We start from the raw sequence: 18,873 nt of genomic DNA, 5'->3' as shown, positions 1-18,873 counted from the left end.
CCGAGGGCGATGCGCACATAGAGGGCCCAGGTGAGGCCACACGGCCCAGGACGGGACGTGGTGGAGTTCCGGTTCAACGTTTAGTCGGCCTTGTAGCATCGGCGTGCCGATTTGGCAAATGCGCAGGTCAGGCGGGACTGGCCTCATCGGGGGTTGGCCTTGTCACTGTATGCGGTGCTGGATCCGTGCTGGATTTCCTGACGTCTCGTCACCTGTCGTCATCCATGGTTATCCGCACCCTTGCTGGATCGGTGCTGGATAGACCTGACGGGTCAGTGGGTGTGGGCGTCTTCGGTTGCGAACTCCGCCGGGGGACGGCGCGCTGCGGGGGCGGTCAGTGCACGGACGCCGTTGCGGTGGTGCCGCTGGCCGGGCGCGGCTACGGACACCGGACGGGGTCCGTGGCGGGCCCGTTGCGCGCGCGGCCGACGATCTGAAACCGGTAGGTGGTCCGCGCTTGGCCGCAGGTTCGAGTCCTGGGCGGGGGACACGGAGCATGGGCACAGGGAAATCCAATGAGAGGTTTTCAACCTGAATTTGCAGGTCATGGGGCTGGCGTGGGCGGGGGCCGTGGTGCTCGTGCCGGTCGTGGGCGTGATCGGTAGTGGGTGATCGTCCGTCAGCGCTGGACCTCGGCGTTCGTCAGCACGAGGAGGGCTCGCAGGAGCATGGTCGCGTGTCGGGCGTTCATGCGGACCTTGGTGAGGATCCGCCAGTTCTTCAGGTCGGCGAAGCCGTGCTCGTTCGCCGCGCGCTCGCGGCTGACCAGCTTGTTCGCCTCCTTCTGGGCGGCGGTGAGGGGGTGGCTGCGGGTCGCCTTGCGGCCGGTGATGATCACCGGGTCATCGAGGTCGTCCTCCAGGCCGGTGAAGCCGAGGTCCGCCAGCGCCCCCAGGCCGGCCTGCCGCAGCCTGGCAGTGATCTTGTTGTGCCGGGCGGTGGTGACCTCGCTGGAGCGGCCCGGCCGCGCCGCCGAGATCCAGACCAGGTTCCCCTTCTCGTCAGTCAGCGCGAGGAACAGCAGGCCATGGGCCTTGTGCTTGCCCGAGTAGTTCGGCCGGTTCTCGTCCCCGGTGCGTCTGCGGGTGCGGACCAGGGTGCCGTCGAGCAGCACCACCTCGCCACCCGATCGGGTGAGCTTTTTCAGGGCCCGGTCCAGGCGCGGGGCGCGCGCGGCGAGGAGGCCGATCACTTCCAGCAGCCAGCGGCGCACGGTAGAGGCGGAGACGTCGTTGCCGCCTGCCATGTCGGAAAGACGCTGGTCGTGGCGGAGGACCGCGAGGACGATCAGGGCGATCCGGCCGGGCGGGAGCTTGCGCCAGCGCGAGCCGATCTTCTTCAGGTGGCCGCGGATCAGACCGGAGACAAGGTCCAGGGTGGCGCTCGACAGCGGCAGGCGGCACTGGTAGACAAGCGCGTCAGTGCCCTCGGCGGGGCTGGTGTTCTTTCGCATGGAATCCCCAACTCCCGTCGGAGGCCTGTGCGTTACGCTGAAATCAGTCCGCGGCCGGTCAGATGGACGGCTGCGGCAGGGCGGTGAAGCGGCCGGCGGGGGTGCGGTGCAGCCAGCCCCGGTCAGCCAGGCGCCTGAGCTTGTCGCGTACCGGTTCGACCTGCCCGGGCTGGGTGCCCCTGCCGAGCTGCACGCTGACATCCTTGGCCGGGACCGGCTCCGAGACCGCGGCCACGATCTTGATGATCGCCTGATAGTCCGCGGGCAGCACGCTCTGGGCCATACCCGGCTCGCGGTGCGGGACCAGCAGCATCCCGCCCGCGCCCGGAGTCGTCGTCACCCGCTCCAACTCCTCGGCCACTGCCGGGTCGTCGGTCTGCCCGCTCCGCTCGGCCTCGATGAACTGCCCGATCACCACCTCTGCTGCCTCCAGCCGGGCGACCTCGGCATCGATCTCGGCGAGTTCCTTGCGCAGCCGTTCGGCGCGATCGGCCAGCACGACCCTTCGCTCCATCACCCAGACCAGCACGTCCGCCACCAGCAGCCCCTTCCCACCCGGCTCTCGCCGGAGCCTACGAGGCACTCCGGACCCGGCATCGCGATTCCGGCGAACCGGCAACGCGCCGGATGATCACCTGCTACCGATCACGCCCACGACCGGTACGAGCACCCCAGCCCCCGCCCACGCCAGCCCCATGACCTGCAAATTCAGGTTGAACAACGCTCAATGTGGCCCTGGCGGACATCGCCGACGGTCTGCACGTCTCGGCCGCGACCGCCCAGTGGGCGGTCCTGGGTTATCAACTGCCCGTGGTTGCTCTGCTGTTGCCGGTCGGCCGGTGGCTGGACGGGGTCGGGACGCGCTCCGCCCTGCTGGTCGCGGCCGCGGGCTTCGCCCTGTGCAGCGCGCTGGCGGCCGCCGCACCCTGGGCGTCCTGGCTGATCGCCGCCCGCCTCGCCCAGGGTGCGTTCGGGGCCGTGCTCTTCGTGCTGATGCCGGTTCTCGCCCTGCGTTCGGTACGGCCGGAACTGCGTGGGCGGGCCATGAGCGTGCCCGCGACGCTGGGCCCGCTGGGTGCCGTGACCGGTCCGGCGGTGGGCGGACTGCTGCTGGACCACCTGGGCTGGCGCGCCGTCTTCCTGGTCAAGATCCCCTTCTGTCTGTTTGCCCTGGTCGTGGCGTGGAGGGCGATGCCGAGGGACGGGGGCCTGCGCCTGCCCGACCGGCGGTCGGCGGCGGATGCCGTGCTGGTGGGTTCCGGCGTGGCCGCCCTGCTGCTGGCGCTGACCCTGGCGCCGGGAAGCCCGGGGGCGCTGGTGCTCGTGCTTGCCGCCGTACCGCCGGTGTGGTGGTGGCTGCGGGGGCCGGGCGGCCGTCCGGTGGTCGGCGTATTGCGGGCGACGGGGCTGTTCCGGGCGCATACGGCGGTGCTCGCGCTGGCGGTCGGGTTCGCGGCGATGCACTACGTCGTCGCCCTGCACCTCCAGCGCGATGACGGCGTCAGCGCCACCACGACCGGTCTGACCGTGCTGGCCTTCCCGCTCGGCATGGGGCTGGCTGGTCCGGTTGGCGGTCGTCTCGCCGACCTCCCCCACGCTCGGCTCCGCTCGCGCGGGGGGACCCCCACCGGGGCTCGGCCGGTGGCGGTCATCGGTGCCGCCCTCACCGCCGCCGGTCTGCTCCTCCTCGTTCCGCTGGGGGGTGACTGGTCACCGGTGGGTGTGGCCTGGCGGCTGGCGCTGGCCGGCCTCGGCATGGGTCTGAACGGCGGCCCGACCCAGGCCCTGGTCATGGGAGCCGCCCCACCGGACCGCACGGCGACCGTGGGCTCCTCCGTACAGCTGGCCCGCAGCCTCGGCTTCACCCTCGGCCCGGCCCTGGCCACCGCCGCCTGGGGCCTGACCGGAGGCGATGACGGCGTGACGGCCGGGCTGACCCTGGCGGCAACCGCCGCCTGTCTCGCCGTACCCCTGCTCGCACTGCCGGGACGCAGGCCGGTGTTCGAGCAAGAGATGTCCACCGGCGACGCTCCCGCCGCCCACCGTTCCTGACCGAGGAGTCCTCCCCATGTGCGGAATCACCGGCTGGGCGTCCTTCCACGGCGACGCCCGCACCCAGGCCCCGGTCATCGAGGCCATGACCGCCACCCTCACGCCACGCGGACCCGACGCCGGCGGCGTCTGGCTCGGAGAACGGGCCGCGATCGGCCACCGCCGACTGGCCGTCATCGACCTCGAAGGCGGCGTACAGCCCATGACCGACCGGCCCGACCGGCCGGACCTCGTGCTCAGCTACAGCGGCGAGGTCTACAACCACCACGAACTGCGCACCGAACTGCGCGCCCGCGGCCACGAGTTCCGGACGCGCAGCGACACCGAGGTGGTGCTGCGCGCCTACGCCGAGTGGGGCGAGGCAGTCGCCGAGCACCTGGAGGGCATGTTCGCCTTCGCCGTATGGGACGAACGCGCCCAGCGGCTGCTCCTGGTCCGCGACCGGCTCGGGGTGAAGCCCCTGTTCTGGGCCACTGTCGACGGCGGCCTCGCCTTCGCCTCCGAACCGAAGGCGCTGTTCGCCCATCCGGAGATCCGGCCGCGGGTGGACGCGGACGGGCTGCGGGAGGCTTACAGCCTGCTGTTCAACACCGGCCCGACCGTCTGGTCCGGAGTCAGGGAAGTCGAGCCGGGCGGCGTGCTCGTCCTGGACCGGGCCGGCATCCGCGAACGCCGCTACTGGCAACTGGAGGCCACCGACCACACCGACGACCAGGACACTGCCATCGAGCGGACCCGAGCCCTGGTCGGTGCCGCGGCCCGCAGCCAGCTCGAAGCGGACGTCCCGCTGTGCAGCCTGCTCTCCGGTGGCATCGACTCCACCGTCCTGACCGCCCTGCTCGCCGACGAACTGCGCCGGCGCGAAGGCCCGGACGCCCGGATTCGCTCCTACGCCGTGGACTACAGCGACCAAGCGGAACAGTTCACCGGCGACGTCCTGCGCACCGGCCACGACACGCCCTACGCCACCGAAGCCGGGGCCTTCATCGGCACCGACCACAGCACCGTCGTCCTTGACCCGCGCGCCCTGCTCGACCCGGAGCACCGCAAGGCCGTCGTCGTGGCCCGCGACTCACCCATCGGTGTCGGCGACATGGATACGTCGCTGTACCTGCTGTTCGGCGAGATCCGTCGGCACTCCACCGTCGCCCTCTCCGGCGAGGCGGCCGACGAGGTCTTCGGTGGTTACCCCTGGTTCCACAATCCGAAGGCCCTGGCAGCGGAGACCTTCCCATGGTTGCTGGTGACGGGCGACGAGGCCGCCATGCCACTGAACCCCGAACTCGACCTGCGCATCGCCGAGTTCCGCGACGACACCTACCGCACCGCCCTGGCCGCCGTACCGCACACGGAAGGCGAGACGCCCGCCGAACACCGCCAACGCGAGATGCAGCACCTGTCCCTGACCCGCTGGCTGCGCCAGCTCCTGCACCGCAAGGACCGCCTCAGCATGGCGCAGGGCCTGGAGGTCCGCGTCCCGTACTGCGACCACCGGCTCGTCGAGTACGCCTTCACCACCGCGTGGGCGCTGAAAAGCTTCGACGGACGGGAGAAGAGCCTGCTGCGCGCGATGGGCGCCGGCCTGGCTCCGGACTCGGTGCTGCACCGCCCCAAGAACCACTACCCGGCCACCCACCACCCCGACTACAACCGCGGTTTGCAGCAGATGGCCCGCGACGTGCTCGCCACCGAACAGGTCCGCGCCCTGGCCGACGAGACCCGCATCAAGCCCTGCCTCGACACCCCGCCCGACCGGCTGGAGTGGGGCCACCGCCTGCGCCTCGAACGCGTCGTCGACCTCGCCCTCTGGCTGGACCACTACCAGCCCGAACTCGCCCTCTGAGGAGCCCCCCATGACCCTCCACGAACAGCAGCCAGTCACGGCCCCGGACACCTTGCCCGACCCGGTGCCGCTGATGGGCTGCCCCTACAAGAGCAACCCCTACCCCCTGTACGAGCAGATGCGCGAGGCTGGCCCCGTCCACCGGGTCCTCTTCCCCAGCGGCGTCCAAGCCTGGCTCGTCACCGGCTACGACGCCGCCCACGCCGCGCTGAACGACGACCGCCTCGGCTCCAGGTGCACCTCCTCCACCAGGACCCGCCCAAGCACACCCGGATGCGCCGCTTCGTCACCGACGCCTTCACCCCCCGCCGCATCGAGCAGCTCCGCCCCCGCTTCCAGGAACTGGCCGACGCCCTCATCGACGCACTGCCGGAGCACGGCCCCGCGGACCTCGTCACCGGCTTCGCCGCCCACTTCCCCTTCCAGGTCCTCGCCGAAGTCATCGGCCTCCCGCAGGAACTCGCGGCCCGCTTCGACCGCGACTGGGGCAAAGTCGTCCAGCCGGTCGGCCCCACCGACCCCGGACGCCCCCTCTACGAGGCCCGCCTGCACGGCCTGCAGAGCTACATCGCCGACGTCGTCGCCCACAAGCGCGATCACTGGGACGACGACCTGCTCAGCCGCCTCGTCGTGGCCCGCGACCGCCACGAACTCTCCCAGGAAGAGCTGGAGTCGATGATCTTCCAGCTGCTCGTCGCGGGCCAGGAGCCGGTCACCAACCAGATCAGCACGGCCCTGATCGCCCTGCTTCGCCACCCCGACCAACTGGGCCGCCTGCGCGACAACCCCGGCCTGCTGCCCCGCGCCGTCGAAGAACTCCTGCGCTACGACAGCGCCTTCGAACTCACCACCTGGCGCTTCTTCGACCAGGACAGCGACCTGCGCGGCACGAAGGTACCGGCCGGCGACTCCGTGATCGTCTCCCTGTGCGCCGCCAACCGCGACGCGCGCCGCTTCCCCGACCCGGACACCCTGGACTTCGACCGCAACCCCAACCCCCACCTCGCCTTCGGCCACGGCATCCACTTCTGCCCCGGCGCCGCCCTCGCCCGCACCGAACTCCAGATCGCCCTCGGTGCCCTGCTCACCCGGCTGCCCGGCCTGCACCTGGCCGTCAGAGACGAGGACATCGAGTGGATCCCGGCCGTGCTCGGCCGCGGCACCAACCACCTGCCCGCCGACTACGACCGCCGCCTCTGACAGCGACGTATCACTGACCGGGTCCCGCCCCACCAGTCGACCCGGCCCCAGCTGACCCACCCACACACCGAGCATCGGCGCCTGGCTTGCATGTCCCGCCACGGCGCCATGCCGACGTGCCCTCGTACTGCCTGGTCCTCACGGAGAAACGACATGCCACTGACGGTCGCGTCGGACGCCCTCCCCACCCGCATCGGGGAGGAGATCCTGAACCTGCTCCTGCCCCACCACCGCACGACCGATCGCGACCACGCTCCTCTTCCCGCCCCTGTGGAAGCGTTCCCTCATCAGGTCCGCCGCATCGCCCGCTTCATCCGCGACGGCGCCCCCGTCGTCTTCACTCTGCCCGGCTTCCCGTGCAAGTCCCCCAACCCGGCCAAAGTCCTCGGTCACCTGCCTGACCAGGGTGAACGCCTCTCCCTGGCCTTCCTGAACACCCTGTGCACCAAGATCGAACGGGTCTACCCGCCCGGTGCCCGCGTGATCATCTGCTCCGACGGCCACGTCTTCGGCGACCTCATCGGCGTTCCCGACGAGCACATCGACGCCTACGCCGACGACCTACGCATACAGATAGACCGGATGGGACTGGACAGACTGTCCGTCTTCGACCTGCGCGACGTCCTCGGCGATCTCCCGCACGACACGAAACGGACCCACATCCATGCGCGCTACGCCCCCACCCTGGAGGCCCTTCGCGCCGAGGTCCGCGGCGACGACCAGGCCCTCGCCCTCTACCGGGGCATCACCCGCTTCCTCGTCGAGGACACCGCCGACTGGACCGGCACCCGCTCCGCCCTCCAACGCGCATGCAGACAACGGGCGTACGGCGTCATCCAGCGCAGCCGCGCCTGGGGCACCCTGATCGCCGAACACCACCCCCGCGCCGTACGCCTCTCCATCCACCCCCAGCCCACCGGCGCCCCGAAATTCGGCATCCGCCTCCTCGACGCGCCGGACGCCTGGACGACCCCCTGGCACTCGACGGCCCTCCACCGTGGGGACGGCACGTGGACCCTCCTGCCCCACCAGCAAGCCGCCCCCAGGGGCCGCCTGATCGTGCAGGACGGCAGACCGAGCCACTTCGAGGAAGCCCCGGCCGCGTGAAGCGGCGGGATGCCGGCGGCCTGCGGCGGCAGCGGGGTCCGCATCATGTCGGCGAGCTCGATCGCGTAGGTGACCGGTGAACGGTCGGCTGCCAGGTGCCGGTACAGCGCCTTCAGGGCTCCACGGGTCTTGACCGTGCACCAGGTGGCCAGGGCGACGATGTCGTCTTGGAGGTCGTCACGGAACAGCAGGACGAAGTCGGTTCGGGCCATGGTCGACGAAGGACCGCTGGCAAGGCGGGCCACAAGGCTGTCCGTCAATTCCGGTCACCAGTGGGCGAAGAGTCAGCTCGTTGTCAGCCCGTCCAGGCCAGGTTGAGCGCCGGTTCGGACGAAGCCATCCTGCTGTGGTCGGGTCAGACGGTTGTACGGAAGCAGTGGGACGGTTGCACAGTGCCGTCCCGGACGGGGGTCTGACTCATGAGATCTGTGACCGACGTGTCCAGTCACTGACCTGTCGACTGCCGTTGCGGGACGCTGCCTGCCACCGAGCCACAGGGCGTGTCCCTATAGGGGCCTTCAGGGCCGGTGCCATCCACCAGCACGTCACGCGCGGAGAGGCAAACCACCATGACGACCAGAGAGCGCAGCACCTCCTCCAACACGGATCCACCCGTTCGGCGCGAGGTCGTCCTGGGCGTGGACACGCACGGCGAGGTGCATGTCGCCGCCGTGGTCTCCCCGCTCGGGAAGGTCTTGGGGACCGAGTCCTTCCCGGCGACGGCGGCCGGCTATCGGCAGCTGCTCGTGTGGGCCCGTAAGCGGGGGACGGTGCGCCGGGCGGGTGTGGAGGGCACTGGCACCTTCGGGGCGGGCTTGTCCCGTTACCTGCTGGCTCAGCGGGTCCAGGTGTACGAGGTGAACCGGCCCGACCGGTCGGCCCGCCGTCTGCTGGGGAAGTCGGACCCGCTCGATGCGCAGGCTGTCGCGCGGGCCGTGCTCAGTGGTCGCGCTCAGGCCCGGGCCAAGTCCGGCGACGGTCCGGTGCACAGCGCCCGGTTGTTCAAGCTTGCCAAGGACTCCGCGGTCAAGGCCCGTACTCAGGCGATCAACCAGCTCAAGGCCGTCCTGGTAATCGCTGATGCCGCCCTGCGGGAACAGCTGTCCAGCCTGGGCAATGCCGAGCTGTTCCGCACCTGCGCACGCCTCGGCCCACCCGGCGGTGGGGGAGGCGAGGACGCGGTGGCACAGGCCGCCCACCTGACGTTGCGCATGCTCGCCGAGCGCATCGAGCAGCTCACCGGGCAGATAGATGAGCTGAACCGGCGCCTGACCCGGCTCGTCGAACGCCACGCCCCACAGCTACTCGTACCGGTGGGCATCGGTCCGGACAGCGCCGTCACTCTCTTGATCACCATGGGGGACAATCCCGAGCGGCTGAACACTGAGGCGTCCTTTGCTGCCCTTTGCGGAGTCAGCCCCATCGAGTACTCCTCGGGCTGGAGGTGCACGCGTCGGCTCAACTACGGCGGCGACCGTCAGGCGAACGCTGCCCTGCACCGCATCGTGTTCACCCGCCTGCGCCACGACCCGCGCACCCGGGCGTACTACGAACGCCGCACCCAGGAGGGCAAGACCCGACGCGAGATCATCCGATGCCTCAAGCGATATGCCGCCCGAGAGGTCTTCAACCTGGTCAGGACGGTATCCAGCGTCCCCCTGTTATAGGGGCGTCTGTGATAGCGAGTGATACGGCGGAGCCCCGTCGGCAACCATCCCGACGGGGCTTTTGCGGGGTTCGTCGTGGCCGGTGGCCTATCGGCCCACGCGGGCCGGTCACCTGGCCTGCCGAGGCCAACGCCCGCGCCTTTCCCCAGGAGCGGTGCCGGAGCGCCTGCGCGAGCAGTCGACCCGCCGCACGAACGTATGGCGCCACACCGTGACCGCCGCGGCCACTCACCCGGCCAACCGGTCATCCGGCAGGCCCGCCGACGGCTCGATCGACCGGGACGTCCTCGAACGCTGCGGGCGAAGACCGTCACGTCGCCCGCAGGTGCCCTTCCCCGATCGGGTGACGGGCCGAGGACCAGGAAGCCGCCCGGTGGTCCTACTGCGCGGCTCGGAAGGAGGAGGCCCAGGTGCGGTCGCGGCCGGGCAGGCCGCCCGTCCCGATCTGGCAGACGTAGGGGCAGAAGATGCTGTTGAGCACCCAAGGGGCACTGCTCGCACCGAAGTTGGGGATCGGCGCGCCCTCGGTGATGCCGTAGCTGGACACGGCGAGCTTACCGGTGTTGCGCATGCGCGCCATCCAGTTCGTGATGAAGGCCGAGTGGTTGGCGAACCACGTGTTGGAGAGCAGGAAGTCGTTCCACTTCTGCTCCGTGAAGGGGTTGTTGGCGGCATCGTGGATGACCTGCCACACCAACGTGCCCGCCGGAATGCCGTAGGCACTCGCGAACGAGGGGTCCACCGGGTCGCTCATGTGCTGCTTCCAGAGCTGGATCAGGGAGAACTCGGTGGCCAGGAACGTCTGGTCCGCGCGGAGGTAGGGCAGGATGTAGTCGAGGTACTTCTGCGCCGCGTCGATGCCCGCCACATGCGGGTGGATGTCCGTACCGGCGATATCGGCGTTGCCGGCCACGAAGGTCATCCAGCGGTCGGTCTGCGCGTCCTGGTTGGCAGGGTCCTCGAGGCCGTTGAGCGCCCCCATGTAGAAGACGGTCTTGCAGGTCGTGCCGAAGTACGTGCTCCGGTACTGGATGGCGTGCTGGGCCAGCGCCTCGTAGAAGTCGTTGATGGCGGAGGCCGTACGGTCCGCCTGACTGGTCTCGTAGAACGGCTCGTTGCCGATGGTGACGATGTCGACCTTCCCGAGCACCGCCGCCAGGACCTTGTCGAGCCGGGTCAGGGCGGTGTCCATGGCCGCGGTACCCGGCGCTGGAAGCGTAGTGTCGTGGTACTGGAACTTCGTGGAGAGCACCGTGCCGTAGCCGCCGGACGACGCCTGCAGCAACGTTGCCATCCCCGTCTGCGTCGCCGGATCCCCCGAGTCGGCGTCGGACATCAGGTAGAAGCCACGCATCCAGGTGGCGGAGACAGCGCCCAGCTCCGCGTAGTCGATCATGTCCAAGGACTCGTTGTAGTTGGCGCCCAGGACGCCCGAGGCGGGGGGCGCGGTCACCTGGCTCACGACCGCACCGGCCGGCACCGCGCCGAAGGAACTGCCGGCGTCGGCCGCGGTCACCGCGTCGCGCCCGCCGTCCGCGCTGCGGGCCGCCAACCCGGCCGCCGCGAGAGCAGCGCCTGTGGCCAGGCCGAGCAACCCGCGCCGGGACGTCGACTTGCGCTGCGGCCCACCACCGGATTCCGTACCACTTCCCTGCATGTGATCGCCTGCCCTTCCGTTAGGTTTCATCAGCGAAAACAGCCCTCGGATCCCGGGGGGCAACGGCTGGCAGGACCACGAGACTTGCCTCAAGGGCAGCGCGCGATGACGGGCCGGTGACGGCGTGGGTGCCGCGCCCCCCCCGCGCCACCGGCCGCCGCGTGGACGGTCAGCCCTTCATCGTCTGCCCGAGGTTCCGGCGCTTGACGTAGACGCGGTTGCCCGCCGGGCCCGTCCATTCCATCCGGACGACGCCGGGGACGGCCCCCTGGGCGATCCGTGACGGGTCAGCCCAGTAGCCCTGGTTCGGGTTGCGGAAGAAGGTCGACCACAGCTCTCCGTCGTGATCCACGAAGAAGTTGTTGTGACCCAGCCCCACACCGGCGGTCCAGCGCTCGGAGTACGGGCCCTCGAAGTGGTCCGCGACGGCGAGCACCGAGTCGTACTGGTACTGCTTCGTGCCCGCCACCTTGTTGTAGGCGGACTGCGTGGTGCCGTCGGCGCCGGTCCACTGCCGGTCCCAGATGGCCTGGGAGAGGAAGTACTTGCCTCCGTGCTTGAAGACGTACACGCCCTCGCGGTACGGATCGGGCGTGTAGGGCGTCTGCGTGAACAGTGGGAGGTTCGTCGGCGTGAGGATGTCCTCCATGTCCGGCCGGAACTTGGCGTACAGGTCGTTGTGCAGTACGAGCCAGGCGTTGTCGTCCTCGGAGAAGAAGCTTCCGTCGATGTGGAAGTACGCGCCCGGCTTGATGAAGTTCGGTCCCCCGATGAAGGAGTCACCGAAGGGCTTGTCGACGTTGCCCTCGATCAGCCGGTACGGGCCCTCCAGCCCGCCCTCGCTCACGAGCATGAACGAGCCGACCTTCTGGGAGTGGTCGCCCATGCAGGCCACGATGTACCACTTCCCGTTGAAGCGGTGCACCTCCGGCGCCCAGACCTCGCCGCGCTTGCCGAACATGTCGTCGTACCAGTATTCCTGCCAGGGTGCGACGACGGTCCGACCGGTCGTGTTCTCGTCGACGAACTCGGGCGACCACACCTTGCCCTTCTCGGCGCCGGGCCGGATCCCGGTCGTGTCGATCAGCCGCCACGGTCCCGTGAGGGAGTGCGCGACCCACAGGAAGATGCCGTCGTTCCAGGGGGCGGCGATGCTGAGCCCGGGCGCGCGGGTGGTGCCGGTGGCGACGTAGACGGGGGCACCGCTGCCGTGGTCCTGGAAGCAGTTGACGTAGAAGTCCCGCATCCACACCACTCCGCGGTCCTTGTCACGGGGGCGCAGTTCGAGCGGAAGGATGAAGGAGTTGTCGTCACGGGGCCACAGGTCCACCCGGGTATCGGCGGTGCCGTACGGCTGAAGGTCGGGCCAGTTCGGCGGGTAGCGCCGCATAGACCCCGCCGCTGCCGGATCGGACACCGCGTGGGCGGCGCTCATCGGCAGGGCGGCGGCGGCTCCCAGCCCGATCGCACTGGCCAGTAGGGACCGCCTGCGCATTCCGTCCTTGTCAAAGCCGGTCATCAGTCACATCTCCTTCGTTGTGCGGGATGCCGGCCGACCCGATCACCCCTGCCGTCCCTGGGTCGAGGGTCGGTTCTTCTGCCGGCCGGCCCCGGCCGCGACGTGTGCATCCGGACCTGCTGACGACCACGGCGCCGTCGTCGACGAGCTTCGCGACGGTGTCGTACAGGGTCGTCCGGGAGAATCCGGTGAGCTCCCGGAACCCGCTCCGGCTGAGCGGGCCGTGCCGGCCCGGCAGTTCCAGCAGCAGCACCTCGTGCTCCGATCCACTACGTATCGGAGGGAGGCCCTGGTTGGCATGCCGCACAGCATTCAAACGACCGCCTCATTACGTCAACAGACCGGATAAATAATCCGGACGACCCCCTCCCCGCCGCAGCCCATCCGATAGGGTGTTTTTGCACGTCAGAGAGGTGTGCGAGCTTCCCGCCTGCTACGTCAAGATTGCATAACGCGCGCGACCTCCCCGGACAAGCCGGACACAATGGCGCACGTTCACCGTCGGCCCGGCAGAGATCAGGCGGGGGTGTGGAGGCGCTGACCACGGTCCACCCGGGCGCTTCAAAGACGCATGTGGCGAACGTTTGCCGCTGTTCACGGCATTGCCGGAACCGGAATCGTGGGGCCTCCTCCGCCGGGCGGACGGGCGGGCCGCACTGCAGCGTGTGAAGATTTTGCCCCTTACTTTTGCCGAGGTGTTGACGAAATATCTCGGCCTTCCTACCTTGACCTGTATGCAGAAGCCCGCAGGAGCGCACGCCCTGGTGAGGCGGACCCATGAAGACCGCGTGCTGCGCGCACTCCAAGCGAACGGTGCCATGAGCCGCGGCGAGATCGCCCGGCTCGTCGGCCTGTCCCGCACGACCCTCTCCGAGATCACCGGCAACCTCCTTCAGCGAGGGGCCATCGTCGTCCTGGACAAGGACGCCACACGCCGAGGGGGCAGCGGACGGCCGGCCGAGCGCCTCGCGCTCGACCCCGCGTCGGCGCAGTTCATGGGCGTCGACTTTGGGCACCGGCGGGTCCACGTCGCTGTCGCCGACGCTTCGCACGAGATCATGGTCTCGGGGTCGGTCCGCTACGACGACACGGCGTCCTGGCAGACGCGCACCGAACTCGCCCTGGCACTCGTCGACCGGCTGGGCTCCCAAGCCGGCGTCCGCTACGGGGCACTTCAGGGCATCGGCATCGGCGTCCCGGGTCCCTACCCGGCGCCTGAAGAGGGCGCCTGGCCCCGCGCCACCCCGGGCGCGACGATTCTGCGACCGGCTCCGGACGGGGTCGACGCGGCCTTCGCCGAACGCTTCGACGCGCCCGTGATCGTCGACAACAACACCCGACTGGCCGCTCTCGCCGAGGCGATCACCGGCGCCGACAGCGTCGCCGATCTGCTGTACGTGCGCCTGGCCGACGGTGTGGGCGGCGGGCTCGTCATCGGCGGCCAGCTGGTCACCGGCTCCACCGGGCTGGCGGGCGAACTCGGGCATGTGACCGTCGAACCGGTGGGCCGTCCGTGCCGGTGCGGCAAGCGCGGATGTGTGGAGACCGTGGCCTCGACGCCAGGCATCCTCGCCACCTGCTGGGAGTTCGGTCTGCGCCTGGACGGCCCCGAGGCCCTGGCGGAGGCCGTGTCCCGCCGGCACCCCGTCGCGGAACGCGTGCTGCGGGAGGCGGCCGCGGCGCTGGGACGGGTCCTGGGAGCCGCGACGATGACCCTGAACCCGGCGAAGGTGGTCATCGGCGGAGAGATCGCCCGGTTGTCACCCGTGATGGTGGATCAGGTGGCCGCCACTCTCGTCGGCGAACTCTTCCCGATCGCGGCGGCCGGTCCCGTCGTCGAGGCCGCGCGGCTCTCGGACGATGACGGCGCCCTCGGCGCGCTCGCAGCCGTCTTCCACAACTCCCCCCTTCTGGCGAAGTACCCCGAAACCGCCGACGTGAAGGACCGTTTCGATGGATCCGCCCCGACCCCAGGAAGAGCCGCCCATGTCCGTTCTTGACAAGCAGGGCGCCGACCGGCGGCCCGCCGCGGGCTGCTCCCGGCCCTGAACGCCGTGTCCGTCCTGCTGGGCATCGGGCTGTGGTGGGTGCCGGCTGGGCTGGCGCGGGCTTCAGGCTGCCGACGCCACCGCAGGTCGTCGTCCGGGCTGGGACACTGATCGGCAACGGGACGCTCGCCGGAGACATCCGCGCCAGTGTGCGCCGGGGAGGAGTTCCGCCTCAGCTCCTGGTTCGCGGCGCTGTATAACCGGGTGTGGCACTCCCTCCATCACCAGGAAGGCCGCGCCGCGGTACCTTCCACCGCCCACTGAACATGCTCAGCTCGCGGTTTTCACCTGGCGCACCAGTTCGAGATAGTGCTCCCAGTCCCAGTTGGCCCCAGGGTCGGTGTGGGTGGTCCCGGGCACCTGGTGGTGGCCCAGGATGTGGGTGCGGTCGACGGGAATGGCGTAGCGGGCGCACACGGCCGCGGTGAGTGCCGCGGACGCGGCGTACATCTCCTCGGTGAACCAGCGGGCGGAGTTGACCCAGCCCTCGTGGGTGATGCCGATGCTGCGGTCGTCGTAGTCGGGGTGACCGGCGTGCCAGGCGATGTCCCTCTCCCTCACGCACTGCGCGATGCGGCCGTCCGCCGAACGGACCACGTAGTGGGCCGAGGTCTTCCGGCCGGGCTTCTGGAAGACGGCGACGCCGTCGTCGAAGCGCTCCTGCGTCACGTGGATGAGCACGTAGTCGATCGGATGGCTGTGAGGACGCTGCGCGGTGCGGAAATTGGTGCGGGCGGCGGGCAGCCACTGCGCGCCTGGGTGGTCGACGACCGCGGCGGACGAGCCGCCGGCCGCGGAAGCGGTCCCGGTGGCAGCCGCGGACGTGACTGCCGTGGCCAGGGTCACGGCAGCCGCACCGCGCAGGACCGTACGGCGCGACGGGTCGGTCTGCCGGTTGCCGTCGCTGGGGTGGTTCGGTCCGGTCATGCTCCGTCGTCCTCCGAGGTCCGGTACCAGTTGTGCTGGGCGAGCCTGGGCTCGTAGACGCCCTTGGGGAGGTCGTCGGTGAGCCGGACCGCCCATCGCTGCAGCCGCTGCATGAGATCGGCCTTGACCTTGCGCAGGCTCGGATCGTCCCAGCGGTTGTGCAGCTCCATCGGATCCTTGTCGAGGTCGTAGAGCTCACCCACGTCGCCGACATGCTCGTAGAGCTTCCAGTGGTCGTGCCGGAGCATCCGCGACGAACCACTCTGCGTCACGGTGTTCAGCTCGTCGTACCTGCTGCCCTCGTAGGGGAAGTGAAGCGGCGGCCGGGCGTCGGCGGGGTAGGGCAGGCCGCCGAAGCCGCGCTCGGTGACGATGTCGGCGAACTCCGCGGCAGGGTAGTCGGAGCCGGTGAGCATCTGCCACAGGCTGCGGCCCTGGACGCCCAGCGGGACGGGGCGGCCGATCGCCTCGCACACCGTGGGCAGGATATCGGCGATCGAGACGAAGTCCGTCTTGTTGTCCTGCACTTTGATGCCGCAGCCGTGCACGATCAAGGGCACCTTCGCCAGGACCTCGGGGATGCCGGCGCCCTTGCGCTGCAGGCCGTACTCGGCGGTGTAGTCGCCGTGGTCGGCGAGGAAGATCAGCAGGGTGTTCTCGTACAGCCCCTGCTCCTTGAGGTGATCGACGAGCCGGTGCCACTGGTCGTCGATGAGGCGGAGCATGCCGCAGTAGGTGGCACGGTAGCGGCGCCAGAGGCCGTCGTAGCCAGGGCGCTTCTCCTCCACCAGGTCGCGCAGCCACTTGTAGGCGCCGCCCTTGGCCTCCGCGTCCGCCGGGCCGGTGAACCGCTCGGGGATCTCGTCCTCGGAGAACATCGAGTAGTACGGCTCCGACACCTGGTACGGGTTGTGCGGCTCGGGGGTGGAGACGAAGGCGAAGAACGGCTTGTCGGGGTCCCGGGCGTCGATCTGCTGGATGGCGTCGGAGACGATCCGGTACGGGTACTGCTGCTGCGCCGGGAACGGCGTGGGCGCCGTCGTAGGGCCCATGTCAACGGAGTTCAGATAGGCGGTGGAGGCCCGCTGCTCGGTGGTGTTGTCCGGCGCCTTCGTGTGCCCGTACTCGGAGAAGGCGTCGTACTCCGCCGGATTGTCCCGGTACATATGCGTCTTGCCCGCGTAGAACAGCTGGTAGCCGGCGCCGCGCAGGACATCGACCAGGTCGTCGCCGCGTGACACCTGCGTCGCGTCGGTGTTGGAGTTCTGCCGGACGCGGTGGGTGCTGGGCCATCTGCCGGTCAGCAGGCTGGTGCGAGCCGGGACGCAGGCCGGAGCCGTGGTGTACGCGCGGCGGAAGCGGGTGCCCTGGGCGGCCAGGGAGTCGAGAAAGGGCATCGTGTCGAGTTCGAAGCCCACGCCTTTGGTGAAGTCGGCGCGGACCCGATCGGACATGCAGAAGACGATGTTCGGAGCGGTCGGGCAGGTCACAGTGTTCCCTTCCAGTGGGACAACGCGTTCGGGACAATGGAGCGGGGAGGCGGGTCAGCCCGACCGTGCGCGGCGTCCGTCGACGCCTCGCACGGGGGGATCGCGTCGTCCTGGGCCTTCACCTGCCGATGGCCTGGCCTCGGCTCTGCCGCTGGACGTAGAGGCGGTTGCCCCGCGGGCCGGTCCACTCCAGGCGGACGACGCCGGGCACCGCGGCGTCGCCGATGCGCGTCGGGTCGGCCCAGTAGCCGAAGCTCGGGTTGCGGAAGAAGGTCGCCCACAGGTGACCGCCCTCGTCCGCGAAGACGCTGTCGTGGCCGCCGCCCACAGCCGCGGTCCAGCGCCGGGAGTACGGGCCCTCCAGGCGGTCGGCGACGGCGACGACCGCGTCGTACTGGTACTGCGTCCCGCCGCCGCTGTAGGCATGGCGGATGCTGCCGTCGGCGGCCGTCGAGGTGCGGTCCCACGCGGCCTGCACCAGGAAGTACTTGCCGCCGTGCTTGAAGACGTAGGCGCCCTCCAGGTATGGCTCGGGGCTGTAGGGCTGCTGCTGGAACGCCTCACTGTCAGTCGTCGGGACGATGTCCTCCATGTCGTCCCGGAACGGGGCGTACACGTTGTTGTGCAGCACCAGCCAGGCGTTGTCGCCCTCGGTGAACATGCTGCCGTCGATGTGGTAGCGTGCTCCGTGATCGATGTACGGCGCGTCGGGCAGCGGATCGCCGAACGGCTTGTCGAGGTTGCCCTCGGCGAGCCGGTACGGACCCTCGACGCCCCGTCGCTCACCAGCAGGAACGAGCCGACCTTGTGAGCGCGGTCGCCCATACAGGCGACGATGTACCAGGTGTCGCGGAAGTAGTGCACCTCCGGCGCCCAGACGTTGCCGCGCTTGCCGAACAGGTCGTCGTACCAGTACTCCTGCCACGGGGCTACGACCGTGCGCCCGGGCCCGTTCTCGTCGACGAACTCGGGCGACCAGACCTTGCCCTTCTCGGCGCCCGGCCGGATGCCGGTGGTGTCGGCCAGACGCCAGGGGCCGCGCAGGGAGGTGGACGTCCACATGAAGATGCCGTCGTTCCAGGGGCCGGCGGTGTCGAGGCCGGGCACCCGGGTGGTGCCGGTGGCGACGTAGAGCGGGCGGCGACCGTCGACCCGGAAACAGTTGACGTAGAAGTCGCGTATCCAGACCCGCCCGAGTTCCTCGTCGCGCGGGCGCAACTCGAGCGGCAGGATGAAGGAGTTGTCGTCGCGCGGCCAGAGGTCCAGGCGGTCGTCGGCGAGGCCGTAGGGCACCGGGTCCGGCCAGTTCGCCGGGAAGTGCCGCGGCGCGGCGGCGCGGGCCGGGCCGGCGGTGACTGGCAGCGCGGCCGTGGCCGCGAGGCCGGCCGCTCCGGCCAGCAGCGACCTTCTCGGCAGGGCGTGCGAAGTCATCGTGCACGATCTCCTTTGTCGTCGTCCGTGCCATCGGCTCTGCCGGACTCGGCGGCGGGCGCGCTGCGCACCGCCGTCGTCGCCCTGGTGCTGACGGTCAACAGCTCCACGGGGCGGCCGCGCCTGCGCCAAGCCAGCGGGGCGCCGTCGATCACCACAGTGCCGTCGACCACGAGCTTGGCGACCGCGTCGTACACGGTCGTTCTGGACAGGCCGCTGAGGTTCTGGAGTCCGCCTCTGCTGAGCGGACCGTGTCGGTGCAGCAGTTCGAGCACGAGTGCCTCGTGCCGTCGGCCGGTTCGTATCGGGGAGCCGTCACTTTCAGGCATGCGGCACAGCATGGGAAGGTCCGCTCTTTTACGTCAACACTCCGGATGAATAATCCGGATGACATGAGCCACGCCACTGCGGTGCGGGCCGCGCCTGTACTGGATCTGCGGTCTACCGTCGGATAATTCTGTCGGATGGTTGACGGAATA

The 18,873-nt window shown here is 69.9% G+C and carries 12 protein-coding genes and 2 pseudogenes; 6 read left to right on the top strand and 8 right to left on the bottom strand.

Annotation, left to right across the window (positions count from 1 at the left end; genetic code table 11):
* Positions 1 to 619: 619 nt before the first annotated feature.
* On the bottom strand, positions 620 to 1,453 hold the full coding sequence (locus tag AB0N14_RS29615; RefSeq protein ID WP_366028764.1) for a transposase family protein: 834 nt from the start codon (positions 1,451 to 1,453) through the stop codon (positions 620 to 622).
* 58 nt (positions 1,454 to 1,511) lie between these two features.
* Positions 1,512 to 1,991: a hypothetical protein gene (locus AB0N14_RS29610; protein WP_366028763.1), complete on the bottom strand. Its 480-nt coding sequence runs from the start codon at positions 1,989 to 1,991 to the stop codon at positions 1,512 to 1,514.
* Between the two features lie 191 nt (positions 1,992 to 2,182).
* Here AB0N14_RS29610 and AB0N14_RS29605 point away from each other — a divergent pair, with 191 nt between their 5' ends.
* The 5 genes and pseudogenes from AB0N14_RS29605 to AB0N14_RS29585 all read left to right on the top strand — a co-directional run bounded on the left by AB0N14_RS29605 (position 2,183) and on the right by AB0N14_RS29585 (position 9,322).
* A complete protein-coding gene (locus AB0N14_RS29605; protein ID WP_366028762.1) occupies positions 2,183 to 3,505 on the top strand; it encodes an MFS transporter in 1,323 nt (440 codons plus the stop codon).
* A 16-nt stretch (positions 3,506 to 3,521) separates the two neighbouring features.
* Positions 3,522 to 5,348: an asparagine synthase (glutamine-hydrolyzing) gene (gene asnB, locus AB0N14_RS29600; protein WP_366028761.1), complete on the top strand. Its 1,827-nt coding sequence runs from the start codon at positions 3,522 to 3,524 to the stop codon at positions 5,346 to 5,348.
* A gap of 10 nt (positions 5,349 to 5,358) precedes the next feature.
* Positions 5,359 to 6,548 (top strand): annotated as a pseudogene (locus tag AB0N14_RS29595) (cytochrome P450).
* A 153-nt stretch (positions 6,549 to 6,701) separates the two neighbouring features.
* Positions 6,702 to 7,655, top strand: coding sequence for an isocyanide synthase family protein (locus tag AB0N14_RS29590; RefSeq protein ID WP_366028760.1), 954 nt, complete (start codon positions 6,702 to 6,704; stop codon positions 7,653 to 7,655).
* A gap of 569 nt (positions 7,656 to 8,224) precedes the next feature.
* A complete protein-coding gene (locus AB0N14_RS29585) occupies positions 8,225 to 9,322 on the top strand; it encodes an IS110 family transposase (RefSeq protein ID WP_366028759.1) in 1,098 nt (365 codons plus the stop codon).
* A 379-nt stretch (positions 9,323 to 9,701) separates the two neighbouring features.
* Here the strand turns inward: AB0N14_RS29585 and AB0N14_RS29580 are convergent, their stop codons facing one another.
* The gene (locus tag AB0N14_RS29580) at positions 9,702 to 10,979 is read right to left on the bottom strand and encodes a hypothetical protein (protein ID WP_366028758.1); all 1,278 of its coding nucleotides are present in this window, start codon (positions 10,977 to 10,979) and stop codon (positions 9,702 to 9,704) included.
* Positions 10,980 to 11,148: 169 nt separating this feature from the next.
* On the bottom strand, positions 11,149 to 12,498 hold the full coding sequence (locus tag AB0N14_RS29575; RefSeq protein WP_366028757.1) for a family 43 glycosylhydrolase: 1,350 nt from the start codon (positions 12,496 to 12,498) through the stop codon (positions 11,149 to 11,151).
* Positions 12,499 to 13,232: 734 nt separating this feature from the next.
* On the opposite strand from AB0N14_RS29575, the gene AB0N14_RS29570 reads away from it, so the two are divergent.
* Positions 13,233 to 14,498, top strand: a complete 1,266-nt coding sequence (locus tag AB0N14_RS29570; RefSeq protein ID WP_366028756.1) for an ROK family transcriptional regulator — start codon at positions 13,233 to 13,235, stop codon at positions 14,496 to 14,498.
* Between the two features lie 318 nt (positions 14,499 to 14,816).
* On the opposite strand, the gene AB0N14_RS29565 is transcribed toward AB0N14_RS29570, so the two are convergent.
* From AB0N14_RS29565 to AB0N14_RS29550, 4 genes and pseudogenes are all read right to left on the bottom strand, one after another.
* A complete protein-coding gene (locus tag AB0N14_RS29565) occupies positions 14,817 to 15,473 on the bottom strand; it encodes an N-acetylmuramoyl-L-alanine amidase (protein WP_366028755.1) in 657 nt (218 codons plus the stop codon).
* Positions 15,470 to 16,963, bottom strand: coding sequence for a sulfatase-like hydrolase/transferase (locus tag AB0N14_RS29560; RefSeq protein WP_366028754.1), 1,494 nt, complete (start codon positions 16,961 to 16,963; stop codon positions 15,470 to 15,472). The genes AB0N14_RS29565 and AB0N14_RS29560 overlap by 4 nt, the downstream gene beginning before the upstream one ends.
* A gap of 118 nt (positions 16,964 to 17,081) precedes the next feature.
* Positions 17,082 to 18,394, bottom strand: a pseudogene (locus tag AB0N14_RS29555) (family 43 glycosylhydrolase).
* Positions 18,391 to 18,723 carry a hypothetical protein gene (locus AB0N14_RS29550; RefSeq protein ID WP_366028753.1) on the bottom strand — a complete coding sequence of 111 codons (333 nt, stop codon included), beginning with the start codon at positions 18,721 to 18,723 and terminating at the stop codon, positions 18,391 to 18,393. Before AB0N14_RS29550 ends, AB0N14_RS29555 begins: the two are co-directional and overlap by 4 nt.
* Between the last annotated feature and the right edge of the window lie 150 nt (positions 18,724 to 18,873).

This window comes from Streptomyces sp. NPDC051104 (assembly GCF_040682835.1).
GTDB classification, from domain to species: Bacteria; Actinomycetota; Actinomycetes; order Streptomycetales; family Streptomycetaceae; genus Streptomyces; species Streptomyces cynarae.
This window is presented reverse-complemented; position numbering and strand designations above follow the sequence as displayed.

Coding starts and splice junctions, on each gene's coding strand:
- AB0N14_RS29615 (WP_366028764.1), bottom strand. CDS start 1,453: ATGCGAAAGAACACCAGCCCCGCCGAGGGCACTGACGCGCTTGTCTAC.
- asnB (WP_366028761.1), top strand. CDS start 3,522: ATGTGCGGAATCACCGGCTGGGCGTCCTTCCACGGCGACGCCCGCACC.
- AB0N14_RS29590 (WP_366028760.1), top strand. CDS start 6,702: ATGCCACTGACGGTCGCGTCGGACGCCCTCCCCACCCGCATCGGGGAG.
- AB0N14_RS29585 (WP_366028759.1), top strand. CDS start 8,225: ATGACGACCAGAGAGCGCAGCACCTCCTCCAACACGGATCCACCCGTT.
- AB0N14_RS29580 (WP_366028758.1), bottom strand. CDS start 10,979: ATGCAGGGAAGTGGTACGGAATCCGGTGGTGGGCCGCAGCGCAAGTCG.
- AB0N14_RS29575 (WP_366028757.1), bottom strand. CDS start 12,498: ATGACCGGCTTTGACAAGGACGGAATGCGCAGGCGGTCCCTACTGGCC.
- AB0N14_RS29570 (WP_366028756.1), top strand. CDS start 13,233: ATGCAGAAGCCCGCAGGAGCGCACGCCCTGGTGAGGCGGACCCATGAA.
- AB0N14_RS29565 (WP_366028755.1), bottom strand. CDS start 15,473: ATGACCGGACCGAACCACCCCAGCGACGGCAACCGGCAGACCGACCCG.
- AB0N14_RS29550 (WP_366028753.1), bottom strand. CDS start 18,723: ATGCCTGAAAGTGACGGCTCCCCGATACGAACCGGCCGACGGCACGAG.